Origin of the sequence: Halarchaeum nitratireducens, assembly GCF_014647155.1 — an archaeon.
Classification (GTDB): domain Archaea; phylum Halobacteriota; class Halobacteria; order Halobacteriales; family Halobacteriaceae; genus Halarchaeum; species Halarchaeum nitratireducens.
Genome location: NZ_BMOQ01000013.1, coordinates 1 through 18,467 on the forward strand (window position 1 = coordinate 1; position 18,467 = coordinate 18,467).

At 67.2% G+C, this 18,467-nt stretch carries 19 protein-coding genes; 10 read left to right on the forward strand and 9 right to left on the reverse strand.

What is annotated here, in order from left to right; all coding sequences use genetic code 11:
* Positions 1 to 342: 342 nt before the first annotated feature.
* Positions 343 to 657 (reverse strand): non-histone chromosomal MC1 family protein, encoded by a 315-nt coding sequence (locus IEX91_RS15600; RefSeq protein WP_188880136.1) that lies wholly within the window; start codon positions 655 to 657, stop codon positions 343 to 345.
* A 150-nt stretch (positions 658 to 807) separates the two neighbouring features.
* Here IEX91_RS15600 and IEX91_RS15605 point away from each other — a divergent pair, with 150 nt between their 5' ends.
* The gene (locus tag IEX91_RS15605; RefSeq protein ID WP_188880138.1) at positions 808 to 1,005 is read left to right on the forward strand and encodes an AbrB/MazE/SpoVT family DNA-binding domain-containing protein; all 198 of its coding nucleotides are present in this window, start codon (positions 808 to 810) and stop codon (positions 1,003 to 1,005) included.
* A gap of 9 nt (positions 1,006 to 1,014) precedes the next feature.
* Positions 1,015 to 2,064, forward strand: coding sequence for a quinone-dependent dihydroorotate dehydrogenase (locus IEX91_RS15610; RefSeq protein WP_188880139.1), 1,050 nt, complete (start codon positions 1,015 to 1,017; stop codon positions 2,062 to 2,064).
* A gap of 101 nt (positions 2,065 to 2,165) precedes the next feature.
* On the opposite strand, the gene pheT is transcribed toward IEX91_RS15610, so the two are convergent.
* The 3 genes from pheT to IEX91_RS15625 all read right to left on the reverse strand — a co-directional run bounded on the left by pheT (position 2,166) and on the right by IEX91_RS15625 (position 6,795).
* Positions 2,166 to 3,995 (reverse strand): phenylalanine--tRNA ligase subunit beta, encoded by a 1,830-nt coding sequence (pheT, locus tag IEX91_RS15615; protein ID WP_188880140.1) that lies wholly within the window; start codon positions 3,993 to 3,995, stop codon positions 2,166 to 2,168.
* A complete protein-coding gene (gene pheS / locus IEX91_RS15620) occupies positions 3,996 to 5,501 on the reverse strand; it encodes a phenylalanine--tRNA ligase subunit alpha (RefSeq protein ID WP_188880141.1) in 1,506 nt (501 codons plus the stop codon).
* Between the two features lie 109 nt (positions 5,502 to 5,610).
* Positions 5,611 to 6,795, reverse strand: coding sequence for an aspartate kinase (locus IEX91_RS15625; protein ID WP_188880142.1), 1,185 nt, complete (start codon positions 6,793 to 6,795; stop codon positions 5,611 to 5,613).
* A gap of 133 nt (positions 6,796 to 6,928) precedes the next feature.
* Between IEX91_RS15625 and IEX91_RS15630 the strand changes: the two genes are divergently transcribed.
* On the forward strand, positions 6,929 to 7,333 hold the full coding sequence (locus IEX91_RS15630; RefSeq protein ID WP_188880144.1) for a hypothetical protein: 405 nt from the start codon (positions 6,929 to 6,931) through the stop codon (positions 7,331 to 7,333).
* A gap of 159 nt (positions 7,334 to 7,492) precedes the next feature.
* Here the strand turns inward: IEX91_RS15630 and IEX91_RS15635 are convergent, their stop codons facing one another.
* On the reverse strand, positions 7,493 to 9,169 hold the full coding sequence (locus IEX91_RS15635) for a DNA-directed DNA polymerase II small subunit (protein WP_188880145.1): 1,677 nt from the start codon (positions 9,167 to 9,169) through the stop codon (positions 7,493 to 7,495).
* A gap of 93 nt (positions 9,170 to 9,262) precedes the next feature.
* On the opposite strand from IEX91_RS15635, the gene IEX91_RS15640 reads away from it, so the two are divergent.
* Positions 9,263 to 10,003, forward strand: coding sequence for a S26 family signal peptidase (locus IEX91_RS15640; protein ID WP_188880147.1), 741 nt, complete (start codon positions 9,263 to 9,265; stop codon positions 10,001 to 10,003).
* 87 nt (positions 10,004 to 10,090) lie between these two features.
* Here the strand turns inward: IEX91_RS15640 and IEX91_RS15645 are convergent, their stop codons facing one another.
* Complete coding sequence (locus IEX91_RS15645) at positions 10,091 to 11,560, reverse strand: Cdc6/Cdc18 family protein (protein WP_188880148.1); 1,470 nt, start codon at positions 11,558 to 11,560, stop codon at positions 10,091 to 10,093.
* Between the two features lie 905 nt (positions 11,561 to 12,465).
* Here IEX91_RS15645 and IEX91_RS15650 point away from each other — a divergent pair.
* From IEX91_RS15650 to IEX91_RS15660, 3 genes are read left to right on the forward strand one after another with little or no spacing between them, the layout of a single operon-like run.
* Positions 12,466 to 13,113: an Era-like GTP-binding protein gene (locus IEX91_RS15650; protein WP_188880149.1), complete on the forward strand. Its 648-nt coding sequence runs from the start codon at positions 12,466 to 12,468 to the stop codon at positions 13,111 to 13,113.
* A gap of 6 nt (positions 13,114 to 13,119) precedes the next feature.
* Entirely contained in the window at positions 13,120 to 13,509 is a 390-nt protein-coding gene (locus IEX91_RS15655) for a DUF2073 domain-containing protein (protein WP_188880151.1), read from the forward strand.
* Between the two features lie 2 nt (positions 13,510 to 13,511).
* On the forward strand, positions 13,512 to 14,240 hold the full coding sequence (locus IEX91_RS15660; protein ID WP_188880153.1) for a Zn-ribbon domain-containing protein: 729 nt from the start codon (positions 13,512 to 13,514) through the stop codon (positions 14,238 to 14,240).
* A 38-nt stretch (positions 14,241 to 14,278) separates the two neighbouring features.
* Here the strand turns inward: IEX91_RS15660 and IEX91_RS16425 are convergent, their stop codons facing one another.
* Complete coding sequence (locus IEX91_RS16425; protein ID WP_229772974.1) at positions 14,279 to 14,479, reverse strand: hypothetical protein; 201 nt, start codon at positions 14,477 to 14,479, stop codon at positions 14,279 to 14,281.
* 30 nt (positions 14,480 to 14,509) lie between these two features.
* Between IEX91_RS16425 and IEX91_RS15665 the strand changes: the two genes are divergently transcribed.
* Both IEX91_RS15665 and IEX91_RS15670 read left to right on the forward strand, forming a co-directional pair.
* Complete coding sequence (locus tag IEX91_RS15665; RefSeq protein ID WP_188880155.1) at positions 14,510 to 15,502, forward strand: bile acid:sodium symporter family protein; 993 nt, start codon at positions 14,510 to 14,512, stop codon at positions 15,500 to 15,502.
* Between the two features lie 141 nt (positions 15,503 to 15,643).
* On the forward strand, positions 15,644 to 16,420 hold the full coding sequence (locus IEX91_RS15670) for a DUF7089 family protein (RefSeq protein ID WP_188880157.1): 777 nt from the start codon (positions 15,644 to 15,646) through the stop codon (positions 16,418 to 16,420).
* A 16-nt stretch (positions 16,421 to 16,436) separates the two neighbouring features.
* Here the strand turns inward: IEX91_RS15670 and IEX91_RS15675 are convergent, their stop codons facing one another.
* Together IEX91_RS15675 and IEX91_RS15680 are read right to left on the reverse strand one after the other, a co-directional pair.
* A complete protein-coding gene (locus tag IEX91_RS15675) occupies positions 16,437 to 17,015 on the reverse strand; it encodes a DUF7090 family protein (RefSeq protein WP_188880159.1) in 579 nt (192 codons plus the stop codon).
* A 97-nt stretch (positions 17,016 to 17,112) separates the two neighbouring features.
* Entirely contained in the window at positions 17,113 to 17,550 is a 438-nt protein-coding gene (locus IEX91_RS15680) for a DUF2391 domain-containing protein (protein WP_188880161.1), read from the reverse strand.
* 239 nt (positions 17,551 to 17,789) lie between these two features.
* Here IEX91_RS15680 and IEX91_RS15685 point away from each other — a divergent pair, with 239 nt between their 5' ends.
* A complete protein-coding gene (locus tag IEX91_RS15685; protein ID WP_188880163.1) occupies positions 17,790 to 18,467 on the forward strand; it encodes a class I SAM-dependent methyltransferase in 678 nt (225 codons plus the stop codon).

The window sequence follows — 18,467 nt, forward strand, 5'->3', positions numbered from 1 at the left end:
CCTCGAACACTTAACCCCCTCGAACCCAACTCGCTTCGAGGTGGGTCCGGGGCGGCACGTCATCCGCGGCGACCGGAGGCGTGCGTCGGTGGCACCGGGTGAACCGGACCACGTCACGTCGTTCGCATTCATTCAGAACGCCGGGGTACATAAAAGCCCGTCGAACCGACCCCCGCCGCGGTACGGCGAATCACAGCACGGCGGGTGCGAGAACGGCGATGCGGCACGGGCGGAGGCCGACCGGTCATTCCACGCGGACGTGCGTGCGGTCTGGTCGGGTGGTACCCGTGCACCGCACGCTACGCGACGGGGCGAAATGAACACCGAGGGTTTCGTCTTGGGCTATCGGGATTCGAGGTGTTCGATCCCCTGCTTGGCGACGTTCGCTTGCGTGATCTCGGCGGGCATCCAGTCGGGCTTGTCGTCCGGGGAGCTCGACTCCCACGCCCACGCCTCGTACACGTGAACCTTGTCGGTGCCCTTCTCCCGAAGTCGGATCTCGGATCGCGGCGCGGCGTCCTCGCTCTCACCGACCGATTCGAGCCGCCGTGCGGCCTTCAGTGCGGCCTGTCGGGGTGTACTACCGCTGAACACGCTGTCCTCGGTACCGTCCGTATCGCGGAGTGCGAAGTTCCGCTTGCCGTCCTCGCGTACCATAGCCTTGCAACCATGCCAACAATACGCAGACTCAGTGATAAACGTACCGCCGAGATCGGCCGACGGCACGCCGGAGCGGGGAGTAGCACGCTCACGACTCGGAAGGGCTTAAGTAACAGCTACACCGAAGGTAGACGTAGGTTAGACCCGATGGTCCGCAAGAAGAAGCTCAGCCCGAGTGGCGCGAAAGGCGAGGACGGGGAGTACCACAACGCCCACGTCAACCTCCATGAGGACGAACTCGCCGTCGCCGGGCTCGACATCGGCGACGAGGTGTTCGTTCGCGTGCGCGAGGACAAGATCATCATCCAGAAGGCCGACCCCGACGAGGTCGACCACGACTTCTGAGGCGGGGTGATGTACCGAGCCCTCAAGCCGCTGCTCTTCCAGCTGTCCGCGGAGACGGCCCACGGAGCGATCCACGCCGTCCTACGCGGCGTCGAGTCGGCCTCGCCGGCCCGCTCGGCGCTCGATCGATGGTACGGCGTCGACGACGACCGCCTTCGCGTCCGCGCGTTCGGTAACGAGTTCCCGAACCCGGTCGGTGTCGCCGCCGGGTTCGACAAGAACGCGCACGTGCCACAGAGCCTCGCGGCGCTCGGGTTCGGCCACCTCGAGGTCGGCGGCGTCACCGCAGAGCGTCAGCCCGGAAACCCGAAGCCCCGGATGTTCCGCCTTCCGGAGGACGAGGCGATCATCAACCGGATGGGGTTCAACAACGACGGGGCGGACGCGATCGGGGCGCGCCTCGACGCGAACCCGCTCCCGGACGTCCCGGTCGGAATCAACATCGGGAAGTCGAAGTCGACGCCGCTAGACGAGGCGGCCGACGACTACGGATACACGTACGAGCGCGTCGCGGAGGCGGGCGACTACTTCGTCGTGAACGTCTCCAGCCCGAACACGCCGGGGCTACGCGACCTCCAGCACAGCGACGCGCTACGTGAGATCCTGACGGCTCTCGTCGAGGCGGGTGCGAGCCCGCTCCTCGTGAAGTTCTCCCCCGACCTCTCGCGGGAGGGGATCGCCGCCGGCGTCGAGCTCGCTGAGGAACTCGACCTCGACGGGATCATCGCCGTCAACACGACGACGGAGCGCGAGGGGCTTCGTCACCCGAAGCGCGTCGAAGAGGGGGGGCTCTCGGGTGCCCCCCTCCGGGAGCGCGCGACGAGCACGGTTCGGTTCGTCGCGGAGCGCACCGACCTCCCGGTGGTGGGCGTCGGCGGCGTCTTCACCGCTGCGGACGCCTACGAGAAGATCCGCGCCGGCGCGAGCGTCGTCCAGCTCTACACCGGAATGGTCTATCGCGGCCCGTCGATCGCAACCGAGATCAACCGCGGACTCCTCGCGTTGTTAGAGCGGGACGGCTTCGACTCGGTCGGGGACGCCGTCGGTGCGGATTTATAGTCCCAGGGTTGTCTCCCCGAGTCCGCGTCGCGGGCCGTTCGGGCCGAAGAACTGGACCGGTAGGGTGCGAATCGCCGTGCGCTCGCGGGGGGCGAGTCGCGCTAGTCGGCGAGCGCGTCGAGGCGGAACTCGAACGCCGCCACGGGCACTTCGAGGTCGTGCTCGACGAGCACTTCGGGGTGGACTTCGCCGACGACGCCGACGGTCTCGCCGTCGATGACGACGCTCGCGGTGCGCCCGTCGATGAACGACGGGTGCGTGGTGGCGGGCGTCTCCAAGTCGACGTCGAAGTCGCGCGCGATCACTTGGAGGCGCGCCTTCGCGTCCTCGTAGGAGGCGTCGTGGCGGACGACGGCGCCGGCGACGGTGCGGCGCTCGGCGACCCCCGTGTTGCTGTCGTCGCGTTCGGCGGCGAAGCCGACCTCCGCGACGTCCTGCGGGTACGCACGGTGCGTGTTGTTCTCGAGGAGCGCCACGAGCGAGGGGAGCGCCCACGTCCGGACGATCGTGTAGTCCTCGCTGTACGGTTCGGCGATGGTTGCGGGTTCGCCGCCGCCGACGACGTCGCTCCCGGCGCTGAGACCCATCCGGTCGTAGTTCTCGGCCTCGTTCGTGAGGTGGAAGTTGAGGAGGTCCTGGTGGCCGAGGCCGACGAGCGTCTCGCGGACGGCGCGCTCCAAGCGCGAACGCTCCGTGCGCCCGCCGACCGTGGAGACGTCGGGGTAGCGCGGGACGAGGTCATTGAAACCGTACGCCCGGCCGACGTCGTCGACGACGTCGACGGGATGGAGGACGTCCGTCCGGTACGGCGGAATCTCGACGACGTAGTCGGTACCCTGTTCGCCCCAGTCCTCGCTCTCGGCGCCGAGACCGGCGCGCCCGAGCAGGTCGAGCACGTCGTCTTCGGTGAGATCGATGCCGAGGGTGGACTCGATGCGCTCGTGGGTGACGACCTTCTCGTCGGTCTCGAAGTCGGGTTTCTCGACGTCGAGGTCGAGATAGGAGACGGTCACGTCCTCGATGGTTCCGCCGCGCGCGTCGAGCGCGTAGCAGATGATGTTGCACATCCGATCGATGGTCCACTGATCGGTGCCCGTGAGTTCGACGAGGAGGTCCCGCGAGTCCTCGGTGACCTCGGTCCGTCGACCGTTGATGACGGGGGGGAAGCTGAACAGTCCGAGGTCGTCGTAGATGGCGGGGTAGCGCTCGTAGTCGGTGAGGAGGTCGGCGTACTGCTCGCCGGTCGGATGCTCCGTGAGTACGGCCGCGGGCGTACGCTCGGCGTCGTCGTCGAGCGGGACGAACGTGTCGCCGTTCGGGTCGACGCCCCGGTAGGTGATGGAGTTGGACGCCGCGGCGTCGGTGGCGTCCGGGTCGTGACTCTCGGTGGCGGTGCCACCGTCGTCTCGCGGCTCCGCCGCTCGATCGTCCGCGGGACGCCGTTTCGGGCTGCTCACGCGTTCGTCCGCACTCCGCGCGGACCGTCCCTTGATCATCGTGAGATCGTGGATCCCGATGGCTCCCTTCGCGCGTTTACGCCCCATCGTCGCGTGGAGCTTCTCCTGCAGTTGGATGAGCGATTCGAGCGCACCCCCGCTGAGGTCGACGCCGCGGACGATCGCTCCCGTGACGTACGGCCGCTCGTCGGGGACGCTCTCGTCCACCTCGATTGTCCACTCGGCGTCGTTCGTGTCGGGGACGTAGATCCCCGAGGCGTCGCCGTACTGGTAGCGCAGCGAGCGCGCGACGCCCTCGACGCTCAGCCGATCGAGTCGGTCCGGGGCGAACTCCAGTTGGAACTCGCCGTCCTCACTCATCCCCTCGAATTCGAGGCCGAGGCCGAAGAGGTCGTCTTTCAGTTCGTCGTCGCTCTTCTCCTCGTGGCCGGTGAGCTCGCGGAGTTCGTCGGGGTCGACGTCGACGACGGGCATCTAATAGACCACCTCCGTGTCCCGCAAGAAGTCGATGTCGGCGAGCGTGCCGTGAACGTCGCGGATGTCCTCGAAGCCGTGCGTGAGCATCAGTAAACGCTCTAAGGCGAGCCCCCACGCCATCACGTCGCAGTCGACGCCGAGCGGCTCTAAGACCTCGGGGCGGAAGAGCCCGGAGTTCCCGATCTCGATGACCTCACCGGTCCGGGGGTGCGTCCCGAACAGCTCGAAGGACGGTTCGGTGTAGGGGTTGTAGTGGGGTTTGAAGCGGACGTCCTCGATGCCGAACTGGCTGTAGAACTCGGTGAACGTACCCATGAGGTCGCGCACGGAGAGGTCCTCGGCCATCACCCACCCCTCGATCTGGAAGAACTCGAGGAGGTGGGTGGCGTCGAGCGTGTCGTTCCGGTAGACCTTCTCGACGCTGAAGTAGCGCTGTGGCGGTTCGAGATCGCCGACGGCTTCGCCCGAGAGATACCGCATCGAGAGCGACGTCGTGTGGCCGCGGAGGTCGACGCCGCGCGCCATCTCCTCGGTCCACGGCGAGTGGTAGCCGTCGCCGTCCCGTCCGACGCCCTCTCGGTGCGCGCTCTCGACGCGCTCTAAGAGGTCCGCGGGGAGGTCGTCGACCTCGCTCGGTTCGCTGAGCGCGAACTGATCCCAGTGGGTGCGGGCGGGGTGGTCTTGGGGCATGAAGAGCGCGTCGTTGATCCAGAACTCGGAGTCGGCGTGTGGTCCCTCCATCTCCTCGAAGCCCATCCCGACGAGGACGTCCTTCACGCGTTCGGCGGTGGCGCGCAGGACGTGCGTCTTCCCGCTGCTGGGCGTTTCGGCGTCGGCTTCGACGTTGTAGTCGGCGAACTCCACGTCCGCCCACTCGCCGGAGGCGAGCATCTCGGGGGTGAGTTGGCCGACGGCCTCGGTGGCTTCTACGCCGGCCATCAGCGCGTCGACGCCGTCGTCGGTGAGCGCGACCGAGCGGACGGTGCGCTCGTTGACGACGACGAGGTCGCGGCGTTCGAGCGTCTCGCGAACGTCGTCGTCGATCGGGTCGCCGTCCGCGATCCGATCGAGGGCCGCGGCCTCCGCGTCGCTCTCGGGGTCGGCGGTGGGATCCGCGGAGAGGTCGCCCGAGGCGATCTCGCCGTACCCCTTCCGGGCGTAGTTCGAGAGCGCGATGTCGACCTCGGGGCCCTCCAGGTCGGCGGCGCCGAGCACCGCGCCCATGCTCACGGGGGCCTCGTCCGCGCCGGCGTCGAGGGCGGCCGCGTAGAGACGGACTTCGGGGAGGCCGTCCGCGCGGTAGCGCTCGCCCTCGTCGGTGAGTTCGACGTCGGCGACGGTGTCCTCGGTGACGGCGACGAGACCGCGCTCTTCGAGGTCGAAAGCGGCTCCCGTGACCGTCTCCGGTTTCTGCCCGGTCGCGGACGCGAGCGCCGCGATCGGCGTCGGTTCGTCTGCGCTCGCCGCCTCGAGGACTGCGAGCTCGCGTTGTGGGAGTTCCATTGGTTCGTGTGGTGTCCGGTAGCCGGATAGCTATTGCGAAGGTCGAGCGCCGTCGTGCCCGGTCGTAAGGCGGCGGGGCGGGAGAAATCGAAGTCGGGTGGCGGGCGAGTCAGCCCTCGAAGTGTTCCTGGACGACTTCGAGCGCGCGCTCGCGGTCGTCCCAACCGACGAAGACGGCGACGCTCGTCGCGGACGTGATGACGTCGTGGAGCGAGATGCCGGCGTCGGCGATCGGATTGACGATGTCGCGGATGACGCCGGGCCGGGAGGGGAGGTCGCCTCCGAGGATCCGGATACCGGCGACATCGTCGGTGACGGTGACGCTGGAGAGGGTGTCCTCGGCGACGACTTCGCGGTGGAGGATGGTCTCCGCGCGCTCGTCGACGTCGGCGTCGATGTAGAAGGAGATGGAGTCCATCCCGGAGGCGACGCCGTCGACGTTGATGCCGGCTTCGGCGAGCGCGTTCGAGAGGCGCGCGAGGATTCCCGGACTGTTCCGGATGGCGCGCCCGGCCACCGTGATACAGGCGAGCGGTTCGTCGCGCATGTCGATGATGTTCTCGAACTCCCCCTCGATGGAGGTCCCGCCCGTCAGGAGATCCGAGTGCTGGTAGTGGATGACGCGGACGTCGAGGTCGGCGTCCTTGTAGGTGAGCGCGGAGGGTGCGACGACCTCGGCACCGCGGAAGGAGAGGTTGCGGAGTTCGTCGACGGTGATCTCGCCGACGTTGCGCGCGCCCTCAACGACGTGGGGATCGCCGGTCATGATGCCCTCGACGTCGGTGACGATGACGACTTCGTCCGCGTCCATGTAGCGACCGAGCATCACGGCGGAGGTGTCGCTCCCCCCGCGCCCGAGGGTCGTGACGTTCCCGTCGTGATCCTGGGCGAGGAAGCCGGTGACGACGGGAACGACCCCGTCCATGCGCTCGGCGAGCTTTCGGGCGCGCTTACGGGTCTCCTCGACGTCGACCTCGCCGCGCTCGTTCGTGATGACCGGCCAGTCGGGGTGACCGGGTTCGAGGAAGATCGCGTCGATATCGCGGGCGGTGAGGGCGGCCTTGAGCATGCGGACGGACGTCCGCTCGCCCATCGAGACGATCTCGGCGCGGTCCCCCTCCTCGGCGTCGAACGTGATGTCGTCGAGGAGGTCGTCGGTCGTCGATCCCATCGCGGAGGCGACGACGGCGATCTGGTGGCCCTCGCGGACCGCGTTGGCGATGGAGTCCGCGGCCCGGTCGATCCGCTCTCCGGAGCCGAGGCTGGTGCCGCCGAACTTTGCGACTACACGCATCGGGATCCCCCGACGCGAGTCGTGTCACACGCAATCATGGACACGCGTAGCAACGGCGGGGGGATAACCCTGTCTATCCGGGAGACGGGTCCCCGTGTGTCGATTTTTAGTGCACGCGCGTGCAAACGCGGGTATGGATCAGCCGACCGTTCGGGACGCGCACGACGGCGACGTCGGCGTGATCGCGGAGCTCACCGACATCGAGACCGGCGCGGCGGAACGGCTCGTTCGCGACCGGCGGGTAGTCGTCGCCGAGCGCGAGGGGGACGTCGTCGGCGTCGTCGCGTACGAAGCTAGCAGCGGCGCGGTCCACATCACGCGGCTCGCGGGCGAGACGGCGGCGGTCGCGGCGCTCCTCGACGAGCCGATCGCCTTCGCGCGCGCGGAAGGTATCGACGTCGAGGCGCTCGTCCCCGACGCGGCCGGCGGCGCGCTCGACGCGGTGACGAACGCCGGCTTCGAGGCCGTCGGCGACGGCCCGCGCTTCGACGGAGAGCGGACGACGCGATATCGACTCGCGGTGGACGAGAACGCCTAGCAACCCCTCCGTTTCGGGTGGAGACCGATAGACGTGAGTTCGCTGGGCGTCGAGTGGAACGTGGCGAACGGGAGGTCGCGGGAGGCGAGAGCCGGGCGCGTTCGTCTCCCCCGTTCTCCCATCCTTCACGTTCCTACTCGTGCGCGCGCGTACGATTAATCAGAACTTCCGAACCGTGACGTCGAGGGTGTCGAGATCGAGGATCGGCGCGGTGCCGACGTCGGGGTCGATGTTGACGGACTGCTGGAAGGCGGTCTGTTCCTGCCAGCTCCCCGAGTTGATCAGCGTGACGTTGTGGTACGCGCCGATACCGAGCTTGTGGACGTGGCCGGTGTGGAAGACGTCCGGGATGTCGTCGATGACCAAGTAGTCCTTCTCCTCGGGCGCGACGCGCATCCGGCCGCCGTACTGGGGGGCGACGTGGCGTTTCTTGAGGAGTTGGGCCATCGCGTTGTGTGGAGCGTCGTAGGAGACGCTCTCGTCACCGTGTTCGGCGATGACTTCGTCGAGGCTGACGCCGTGGTACATGAGGACGTCGACGCCCTCGACGGTGACCGTGGCGGGGTTGCCGACGATGCGCGCGTCGTGGGCGGACATGATGTCCCGGAGGTTCTCGTCGAAGCCGGGTTGGGGTTCGGCGAGGCGGACGGCGTCGTGGTTCCCCGGAATCATGATGATCTCCATGTCGCCGGGGACGTCCTTCAAGCGCTCCGAGAACGCGCGGTACTGCTCGTAGACGTCGACGATGTCGAGCTCCTCGTCTTGGTCGGGATAGACGCCGACGCCCTCGACCATGTCCCCGCCGATCAGGAGATACTCGACGGCGTCGGCCTCGGGCGCGTGAAGCCAGTCGGCGAAGGCGTCCCAACGATCGCCCGCGAACTCCTGGCTACCGACGTGGACGTCGGAGACGAGCGCCGCCTGGACGTGTCGGTCGGCGGTGCTCGGGCGGTAGGTGCGGGGAACGTCGGGGAAGTGGACGCTGTCGGCGAAGAGGATGCCACCGTCGTCGGCGAGCGTCCCCTCGATGGCGATGACCTCGTCGAGGAGGAGTTCGTCGACGACGTCCGCCCAGTCGCGGTCCTTCATGATGAGGGCGGGGAACGTCCCGTTCGTGTCCTCCAGTTCGACGAGCCAGTGACCGCTCGCCGTCGAGCGGACGTCGTTGACCATCCCCACTATCGCGGCGTCGCTTCCGTCGGGCATCGCGTCGAGCGCCTCGGTGGGGCGGTGGTTGACGCGCCCGCGGAGCTTCTTCGAGAGACGCTCGTACCGGTCCCGAAAGACGGTCACGAAGTCGCCGTACTCGCCGGCGCCAGTGGAGTGACCGGTGACGTCGCCGGCCACCTCGGGCGGCGTCGGGGAGCGACCGTCACGCCCCGTCGACGTCGCGTCCGCTCGCCCCGTCGCGTCCACCTGATCCATCGGGTCGGCGTGATCGCCGTTTCTCGTCGTCCCGCCGCGGGCAGGCGTGTCGAGCGCGTTCGCATCGCTCGCGCCGCCCCGTTCGTCGTCGTTCGCCGCCGGTTCGCGTGTACTACCCCTTCGCGCGGCGTCGTCGGCGTCGCCTCCCGTTTCGGGGGCGCGGGCGGTCGCACCGCCGTCGGTACTGGCGGCGTCGGCCGACCGCGCAGACGTCCGGGGGCCGTCGCCGAGGGCGTCGCGAACGTCCGCAGCGGTGAGCGTGAGAGCGTCGTCGCCCGCGTCGTCGACGACGCGTTCGACGGCCGCGTCCGGATCGGGCGAATCGGCGATGAGCGTCACGGCGTCGCGCTCGGCGTTGTAGCCGCGGCGCGCGAGTTCGCGGACCACCCGGACGGGCGTCGAGTCGGGCACGATACGACCAGCACGCCGTCCGCGAGCAAAAGGACTACGGAAGCCACTGTCGAGTGGGAAGCTTGAAACGCGGTTCGGCCGTACCGATCGGCAATGGCCGACGACGTCCCCAACCCACGCGACGGCCCGCTGGCGGCGCTCCGGTGGTTCCGCAGGACAGACAACGAGGCCGTCCTCTTCGTGCGCGAGCTCGTGAGCAGTGCGCTCGTCGTCGTCCTGATCGGCGTCTTGCTCTTCGCCGTCAGCGGACTCTGGCCGCCGCTCGTCGCCGTCGAGTCCGGCAGCATGACGCCCCACCTCCAGAAGGGCGACCTCGTCTTCGTCATGGAAGAGCACCGATTCGCCGGCGCCGGCGCGACCGGCGCCACCGGCGTGGTCACCTACCAGACCGGGGAGCGAACGGGGTACGCGAAGTTCGGCGAACCTGGGGACGTCGTCGTCTACGCGCCCGACGGCGACAGGGGGACGACGCCGATCATCCATCGAGCCCGCTTCTGGGTGGCCGACGGCGAGAACTGGTACGACGAGGCGAACGCGAGCTACGTGCTCGGTGCGAAGGACTGCGAGGAGCTCAGGAACTGCCCCGCACCGCACGCGGGGTTCATCACGAAGGGCGACTCGAACCCCGCGTACGATCAGGCCGTCGGGATCTCGACGCCCGTCCGGCCCGACTGGGTCCGAGGGACCGCCGAGTTCCACATCCCGTGGCTCGGGTGGGTGCGCCTCGTAGTGACGGGTGACGCCCCCCTCACCACGCCGCTCGTCACGGGAGACGCAGTCACACCGAGTGGCACGGCGATCCCGACCGGCGGAGCGTCGGCCGCCCCGGCGTGACGGGCGGCGGCGAGACGGACGAACCCCTTCGTTTCCGATGGAACGCGGGGGCGAACAGCCGCGATAAGCCGTGGGACGGGGACGCGATCAGTTGTCGAATCGGGCTTGGACGAACGGCGTGACGTCCTCGATATCGCCGAGTCGGGAGTCCGCCTGCAGGACGGCCTCCGTCTCGTCGATGGGGACGGAGAGGTTGATCTCCTTCGTCCGCCCGTAGCGGCCCTTCGAGACGACGACGGCGTTCACGATCCCGAGCATGTCGAGTTCGCTGATGAGGTCGGTGACGCGGCGTTGTGTGAGCACGTCGGCGTCGATCTCGTCACAGAGCGTCTTGTAGATGTTGTATACCTCGCCGGTGTTGATGTTGTGGACGCCGTGCTTCTCCAGCATCATGATGGCGAAGAGGACGAGTTTCGACTGCGTCGGGAGCGTTCGCACCACCTCGACGACGCGGTCGAGTTCGATCTTGTCCTGCGCGCGACGGACGTGTTCTTCCGTGACGACGTCGGCCTGATCGCGCTCGGCGAGTTCGCCCGCGGTGCGGAGGAGATCGAGTGCGCGCCGAGCGTCGCCGTGCTCTTGGGCGGCGAACGCCGCGCAGAGCGGGATGACGTCCTCGCTGAGCGCGTCGGCTTTGAACGCGTCCGTCGAGCGGTGCTGGAGGATGTCGCGGAGTTGGTTCGCGTCGTACGGCGGGAAGACGATCTCCTCCTCGCCGAGGCTCGACTTCACGCGCGGGTCGAGGAAGTCGGTAAACTTCAGGTCGTTCGAGATGCCGATGATGGAGACGCGGGAGTTCGTGAGTTCGGAGTTCATCCGCGAGAGGTTGTAGAGGGTGTCGTCGCCGGACTTCTCGACGAGCTTGTCGATCTCGTCGAGCATGATGACGGCGACCCGCTCGACGTAATCGACGGCGTCGAAGAAGACGGAGTAGACGCGATCGGTCGGCCACCCGGTCATCGGGACTTCCTCCATGTCCTCGAGGTCGCGCTCGAACTCCTCGATACGCCGCTCGACGTCGCGCTCCCCATCGAACTCGGTGTCCGCGAGCACGCTCGGGTCGTCGTCGCTCTCAACGAGTAGGTCTTCGAGTTCTCGTACGCGCCCGCGCGCGTACTCGCGATTCTGCTCGATGAAGGTGTTCGCCAGTTGGGCGAGCACGCGGTACTGGGTGTCCGTCACCTCGCAGTTGATGTACTCGACCTCGCAGGGGACGTCGTACTTCCGGGAGGTGTTCTCCAACTCCTGGCTGACGTACTTCGCGGAGGCGGTCTTGCCGGTGCCGGTCTTCCCGTAGATGAGGATGTTCGACGGCGTCTCACCGCGGAGGGCGGCGACGAGGATCGTCGCCATGTTGTTTATCTGCTCGTTGCGGTGTGGGAGTTCGTGCGGCGTGTACGACGGCCGGAGCACTTCCTTGTTCTCGAAGATGGGCTCACCGCTGAGTAGATCGTCGAAGAGTCCCCCTTCGTCTTCCTCCTCGTCGAGGACATCGTCGAGCTCGACGTCGAAATCCCTGTTCGCCGTCCGCCGTCCGTTCGGTTCTTCGTCCGTCATCCTATCACGTACACCCCTTTGTTTCAGGTGGAAATCGACGGACACGGCGCCTATACCGCCCCGATCACCGACGTTGCCGCCTCACGTTCGAGACCGGTCCGTCCAGTTGATGCAGATGAAACAAACGAAGCCGTCCAGACAAAAGAGTTTCGATGAATGTGATTCGCCGTTGGCCGACCACCGTCACGGCGAGCGGAAGGTTCGATCCAATAATTATGTCGATAGTTGAGAAACAGAATATCCCGAAAGAGAGGAGAGTGTACGTCGATGGCGACGGCCGTCGACCACTGAACTATCGCCAGTTCCAGAGGAAACAGAGGTATGTTTGTACTGAATATTAACAGACGATCCCAGTCGTGAGAAGTCATCCGTCGGTTTCGGGACTCGTTGTTCCCGGTATTCGGGCTTCCCCATCGGTTCGATCGGCCGGCGGTTCCACCCGAAACGGAGGGGGTTACCGGGCTTTCGTGCGAAACCCCCCCACCCCTTCGTTTCGAGTGGAACGGAACAAAAGCGATAGCAGGGGAAGAGTACGAGACCGACTCTAGGAAGACGAAATCTATAATACATAGGCGAAAAAACCAAATCCGCACTGCAGGAAAACAATATTTTTCCATCTCACTGTCTGTTGTAATATGTCTCTTATCTCTCGAAACATCTCAACTACCCCCTCCCCCGCCCCGCCGGTCGTTCGTCTCCACCCGAAACGAAGGGGTGGGGGGATGGTCGCTCCCCCCTCACGACCGATAGGTAGACACTGACACTCATTCGACTGGCCGATCCCGTGTCTGACGTAAGTTTAAGTCGTCTCATCGGGTCAGTACGGGTAGCACGCGCGCTCACGGGAACGGATACTGCGTCAACTATTCCCGTCTGGGCGCTCGTACCGTAATCAGAGAAAGAGGATGGGACTGTTCGCAGACCTCAGGGACAGCATCTCGGCGGTCACGGCGAAGCTGTTCGCCGGCGAGAGCGAGGACCCGAAGCGGATCGGCATTTATGGCCCGCCGAACGCTGGGAAGACCACGCTCGCCAACCGCATCGCCCGCGACTGGACCGGCGACGCCGTCGGACCCGAGAGCCATATCCCCCACGAGACACGACGCGCGCGGCGCAAGGAGAACGTCGAGATCGAACGTGACGGCCACACGGTCTCCATCGACATCGTCGACACGCCCGGCGTGACGACGAAGGTCGACTACGAGGAGTTCCTCGATCACGACATGGAAAAAGACGAGGCGGTCCGTCGATCCCGGGAGGCCACCGAAGGGGTCGCCGAGGCCATGCACTGGCTCCGCGAGGACGTCGACGGCGTCATCTACGTCCTCGACTCGACGACCGACCCGTTCACACAGGTGAACACGATGCTCATCGGCATCATCGAGAGCCGCGATCTGCCAGTGCTCATCCTCGCCAACAAGACGGACCTCGAGGACTCCAAGGTCCAACGCATCCGCAACGCCTTCCCCCAACACGAGACGATCGAACTCTCCGCACTCGAGGGCGAAAACATGGACGAGGTCTACGACCGGATCGCGGAGAAGTTCGGGTGATTCCGGATGGCTGAACAGGAACCGGAGACGGACGACGGGGTCCAACTCGACCTCATCAGCGCCGAGCGCATGGAGAACAAGACCTCCATGGAGAAGATCCGGATGATTCTCGACTCCGTCCACGACGGCGACATCGTCGTCCTCGAACAGGGCCTGACCCCGGACGAGGAGTCGAAGCTCATCGAGGTGACGATGACCGAGATCAATCCCGATGGGTTCACCGGGATCGAGATCGAGTCCTTCCCGCGCAGCGAGACCAAGGAATCCGGCTTCCTCGGCCGGCTCATGGGCAAGGACGAGGACCCCGCGAAGCTCACGGTCATCGGGCCCGCGAACCAGATCCAGTCGCTTCACAAGGACGAGACGCTGATCAGCGCGCTCCTCAAGAGGAAGTAGGGATGCCCCATCAGTGCACGAACTGCGGGCATACGTTCGCCGACGGTTCCAAGGAGATGCTTTCGGGGTGTCCCGAGTGCGGCGGGAACAAGTTCCAGTTCCATCCGAGCGAGGTTCCCGACGACGCGCCGGACGACGCGACTGAAGAGCCCCCGGAGCGACCCGACACCGGCGTCCCGTCGGCCGTGGGGAAAGCCGCCGCGACGGTTCGTGACCTCGTCCGCGACGACACGCCGGTCTCCGACGACGCGACGTCACCCGACGACGAGACGCCGCAGACGGCCGACGCACCCGAAACAGCGGGTGGGCCGTCGCCCGGCGCGCCGAGCGCGGACGACGGTAACCGTGATCCGCCGGACGCTACTCCGGGTCAGTCGACGGGGACCGATAGCGAACCCGACGACGGAGGTGACGACGACGCCGAGGACGCCGCACAGGCGTCCGCGCGCAGCGAGATGGTCACCGCCGACGACCTCCCCGAACGCCCGCCGAGCGAGGGCCGCGTCGTCAAGGAACCCGACGCGGACGCCGACGAACCCGACATGGAAGCCCTGCGCGAGGAGCTCAACGAACAGTTCGAGTCGATCAAGGTGCTCGCGCCGGGGCAGTACGAGCTCAACCTCATGGAGCTCTACGACCGCGAGGAGTACATCATCGCGCTCCAAGAGAACGGCCGATACGTCATCGAGGTGCCCGAGACGTTCGCCGGGTCCGAACGCCGGGAGGAGTGAGGCGCGCTCTCGACTCGTCCCATTCACGTCACCTCGGATCACTCCTCTTCGTCACACGCCGTCTCGCTTTCCCCTTCCACCTCCTTCCACCCTCCTCTCATCTCATCCCCCCTTCCCGTCTTTTGCCTTCCTTCGCGTTGCGACTCGTATCCCGCCCGAACGTCCACTTTCCGCCGACCGGACGCGCGCGTACTTCCTGCCTGAAAAGCCACTCTTTTGTCCACCTCGTCGAAACGCATGATAATGTCTCACTTCCGAGGTGAGCGCGCGTGAGCGCGCTTGATTACCTGGAGACGGTCGCCTCGTACGCGAACAAGTTCTTCGTCGTCTGGGTCGTGCTCCTCGCCGCGATCGCGCTCTACGCGCCGGCGTACTTCACGCCGATCGGCGCGTACATCACGCCGCTGCTCGGCCTCATCATGCTCGGGATGGGGCTGACCCTCCTCCCGGAGGACTTCCGCCGGATCGTCGAGCGGCCACGCGACGTCGGTATCGGGGCGCTCACCCAGTGGCTCGTGATGCCCGTAGCCGCCTACGCCCTCACCCTCGTCCTCGGGCTCCCTCCGGAGCTCGCGCTCGGCGTCATCCTCGTCGGCGCGGCCCCCGGTGGCACCGCGTCGAACGTCATGACCTATCTCGGGAACGGGGACGTCGCACTCTCGGTCTCGATCACGACGGTGACGACGCTGACCGCGCCGATCCTGATGCCCGCGTGGGTGCTCGCGCTGGCCGGCGAGTCGATCGACGTCACCTTCATGTCCCTGTTCTCCAGCATCGTACAGATAGTCTTCATCCCCGTGCTCGCCGGGTTCGCGCTGCGCTACCTCCTCGATCGATACGCCCCCCGCGTCGCCGAGATCGGCCTGACGGTCTTCCCGACGATCTCCGTCGCGGCCATCGTCGCCATCGTCGCCGCCGTCGTCGCCGGGAACAAGGGCGTGATCCTCGGCGCCGCCGCGGCCGCGATCGCCGTCGTCGTCCTCCACAACGGCATCGGACTCACCGCCGGGAACCTCGTCGGCCGCGCCACCGGGATGAGCGAGGACCGCGTGCGCGCCACGACGTTCGAGGTCGGGTTACAGAACTCCGGGCTCGCCGTCGCGCTCGCGAGCGCGCACTTCGGCGGCGGGCTCGTCGCGCTCGCGCCCGCGCTCTTCAGCGTCTGGCACAACGTCAGCGGCCCAGCGCTCGCCTCCTACTTCTCCTCGCAGGACGGTACCGCGGCCGCCGGCGACCGCACCCCCCCGGAGCGCGCCGACTAGCGCCGGGACGAACTGCCCGATTTTAAGTGCGTCCGGGGCGGACAGTCCCGCATGAGTACGGCCACCAAGATCGTCCTCACCGTCGTCGGTCTGTCCGCTATCGCGTCGCTCGCCCTCATCGCCAACGCACTGGTCTGACGCGTGTTCGAGGAACGTCCGCTTCGCGGCGACGTCGCCGCGGTCCGCGACATCCACGCGCCCGACGCGCTCGTCTACGACACCGAGCGCGACTTCGAGGTGCTCCCGACGTCCGCGCTCACCGAGTTGATGATGGTCGTCGACGCCGTCGATCCGCGCGGCTACGACGCCGCGTGGCTCCCCGACGACCACCCCGCAGTCCTCGACTCCCTCGTCAGTGACGACGTCGTCGTCGGCGCACCCGGCGACGGGAGCATCGCTTGGACGACGCAGACCGACCCGCCGATCGTCTTGGTCAAACCCCGGATCGAGGGGTCACCGGACGATTTCGTCGCGTTCCTCGTCGCCGAGGCGCTCGTGCAGGTCGGCCTCGACCTCCCCGAGCACTTCCTCGGGTTCTTCGGCGACGCGTACGTCGACTTCGCGGCCGCGACGCCCACCGACCCGACCGACACGTACCAGCTCGCGCTCGCCGTCTCCGCCGCGTACGCCGGCCTCTCCACCCGCGAGGTCTTCGCCGGGTGGGCTGAGACGGACGACCGCGCCTCGCTCCACGACGCGTGGACGGACGCAGGCGAACGCATCCAACCGCGCCTCGACGGGCTCGGACACGCCGTCGCGAGCGGTGACACCTCGTTCACCGACGCGGCGGAACTCGCCGCCGCGGGCGTCAAGCACGGCCTTGACTTGCCCGCTCCCTTCGACGCCCTCGACGATCCCGCGTATCGCGAGCACGGCGCCCGCTACGCGGTGTCGTGGGCCGAACGCGTCTTCTCCTGAACGGGGAAGTCGCGGCTTAGAAGTCGGCGTCGAGGCTCCCGTCCTCGTGGAGGTCGAGGACGCCGTCGCAGAGGTCGCGGAAGCGTTCGATCGTCTCGGCGTCGTGGACCTCCGTCGAGACATGGAAGAGTCCGACGGCGTCGTAGGCTTCTAGGAGGCGCGTGAGTCGTTCGAGGGCTTCGATTGCTCGTTCGTCGTCCGCGTAGTACGCGAGTTCGGTGATCGAGTCGAAACTGACCCGGCGTTTCCCCTCGGCCTCCGCGAGGAACTCCTCGGTGACGGTGAGGATCCCGTCGACGTCGTCGGGCGAGGTGACGTAGCGGATGTTTTCGGCGCTCCGGCGTGAGTACCCCCGATCGACCGAGAGGGTGTCGAGGATCTGCGCGCGGGTCTCGTCCACGTCGTAGTGATCGAGCTTCTGCATGACCTCGCGGGCGGTCGTTCGCGTGGAGATGACGAGAAAGGCGTCGGTGTCCGTCTTGAGGAAGTCCGTGTCGATGCGGTCCGTCTCCCCCGTGCTCGGGTGGAGGAGAAGGATGGCGGTGCCGCCCGGAACCGTCTCCGGAGCCCCGTCGATCGCCAGCCGGTAGTCCATATCCCGTACGCGTGTGGCACCGACTTAGAGGTGAGTGTTCCTGCCCGTTCTGCCGCGCGTCGCCCGCGGGAGCGCGGCGTCCTCGGCCCCGATCGCCTCAGAAGACGCTGTCCGCGGTCGCGGCTCCGACCACGCTGAACACCGCGCCGACGCTCGTCGCCTTCAGGGTGAAACAGACGAGCCCGATCCCGTCGAGGTCGAGGCCGAGGTTCGCCGCGAACGTCTGCGGGGCGCGAAACGCCACCGCGAGGATGAGCACGGCGCCGAAGGAAACGCCCATCAGCGAGACGAACCGGATCGGGACTCCGGCGACTTCGGCCTCGCGCTCCGGGTCGCGGTCGTCGTCCGCCCGGTAGAGCGCACCGTAGCCGATGGCGGCGACGAGCGCGAGCGTCAGTCCGACGTGATACCATCGCATGTTGCTCGCGAGCCCCCACACCTCCTCCGTGACGACGAACGGTCCGGCGAGCAGGAATCCCCCCACGATCTGCTGGGCGGTGTCCGCGAGCGCGTAGCGCTTGGTGCGTCTGACCATACATCGCGTGACCACGTCCCCGGAAATAAACCCCTACATCGGTCCCGCCGTCCCGTCGGTCCGTCGCCTCGTCTCCCCGTCGTCCCGTCGGCCAGGTAGATGCACCGACACGTGTGCGCGTGCGTCCCCGGCGGACGGATCGCCCGTCGGAAGAAGCGGACGGAGCCACCGGGGAGCCACCGGCGAGGCGACTGGGGCGTACCGAATCGCTTTACCCGACTAGCGCCGTCGCGTTCCGTATGAGCGTCCGCGAGGAGTTCGACGACTGGGCGGCGTCGGGCCGCGATAAGGGCATGGAGGATCGCCACTGGCACACCGCGAAACACGTGCTCGCGCGAATGCCGGTCGAGGAGAGCGACGCCGTCCTCGACCTCGGGACGGGATCGGGGTACGCGCTGCGTGCGCTGCGCGAACGCGGGATCGATCGCGGCGTCGGCCTCGACGGATCGCCCGAGATGGCGCGCAACGCTCGGTCGTACACCGACGACGACGCGATCGAGTACGTCGTCGGCGACTTCGACGCCCTTCCCTTCGGGGCCGACTCGTTCGACCACGTCTTCTCGATGGAGGCCTTCTACTACGCGCCCGACCCCGAACACACCCTCGAAGAGGTCCGCCGCGTCCTCCGCCCCGGCGGCACCTTCTACTGTGCGGTGAACTACTACGAGGAGAACGTCCACTCCCACGGCTGGCAGGACGGGATCGGCGTCGAGATGACGCGCTGGGACACGGACGAGTACCGCGACGCGTTCCGCGACGCCGGCCTCCACGTCGCCGAACAGGACACCATCCCCGACCGCGAGGTCGAAATCCCCGACGCGGACGCGTTCCCGTACGAGGGCTTCGACACCCGCGCCGACATGGTGGAGCGCTATCGCACTCTCGGGACGTTGCTCACCGTCGGCGTCGCGCCCTGA

Excerpts from the sequence above, each read along its gene's own strand:
- IEX91_RS15600 (WP_188880136.1), bottom strand. The coding sequence starts at position 657 with ATGGTACGCGAGGACGGCAAGCGGAACTTCGCACTCCGCGATACGGAC.
- IEX91_RS15605 (WP_188880138.1), top strand. The coding sequence starts at position 808 with ATGGTCCGCAAGAAGAAGCTCAGCCCGAGTGGCGCGAAAGGCGAGGAC.
- IEX91_RS15610 (WP_188880139.1), top strand. The coding sequence starts at position 1,015 with ATGTACCGAGCCCTCAAGCCGCTGCTCTTCCAGCTGTCCGCGGAGACG.
- pheT (WP_188880140.1), bottom strand. The coding sequence starts at position 3,995 with ATGCCCGTCGTCGACGTCGACCCCGACGAACTCCGCGAGCTCACCGGC.
- pheS (WP_188880141.1), bottom strand. The coding sequence starts at position 5,501 with ATGGAACTCCCACAACGCGAGCTCGCAGTCCTCGAGGCGGCGAGCGCA.
- IEX91_RS15625 (WP_188880142.1), bottom strand. The coding sequence starts at position 6,795 with ATGCGTGTAGTCGCAAAGTTCGGCGGCACCAGCCTCGGCTCCGGAGAG.
- IEX91_RS15630 (WP_188880144.1), top strand. The coding sequence starts at position 6,929 with ATGGATCAGCCGACCGTTCGGGACGCGCACGACGGCGACGTCGGCGTG.
- IEX91_RS15640 (WP_188880147.1), top strand. The coding sequence starts at position 9,263 with ATGGCCGACGACGTCCCCAACCCACGCGACGGCCCGCTGGCGGCGCTC.
- IEX91_RS15645 (WP_188880148.1), bottom strand. The coding sequence starts at position 11,560 with ATGACGGACGAAGAACCGAACGGACGGCGGACGGCGAACAGGGATTTC.
- IEX91_RS15650 (WP_188880149.1), top strand. The coding sequence starts at position 12,466 with ATGGGACTGTTCGCAGACCTCAGGGACAGCATCTCGGCGGTCACGGCG.
- IEX91_RS15655 (WP_188880151.1), top strand. The coding sequence starts at position 13,120 with ATGGCTGAACAGGAACCGGAGACGGACGACGGGGTCCAACTCGACCTC.
- IEX91_RS15660 (WP_188880153.1), top strand. The coding sequence starts at position 13,512 with ATGCCCCATCAGTGCACGAACTGCGGGCATACGTTCGCCGACGGTTCC.
- IEX91_RS16425 (WP_229772974.1), bottom strand. The coding sequence starts at position 14,479 with ATGCGTTTCGACGAGGTGGACAAAAGAGTGGCTTTTCAGGCAGGAAGT.
- IEX91_RS15675 (WP_188880159.1), bottom strand. The coding sequence starts at position 17,015 with ATGGACTACCGGCTGGCGATCGACGGGGCTCCGGAGACGGTTCCGGGC.
- IEX91_RS15680 (WP_188880161.1), bottom strand. The coding sequence starts at position 17,550 with ATGGTCAGACGCACCAAGCGCTACGCGCTCGCGGACACCGCCCAGCAG.
- IEX91_RS15685 (WP_188880163.1), top strand. The coding sequence starts at position 17,790 with ATGAGCGTCCGCGAGGAGTTCGACGACTGGGCGGCGTCGGGCCGCGAT.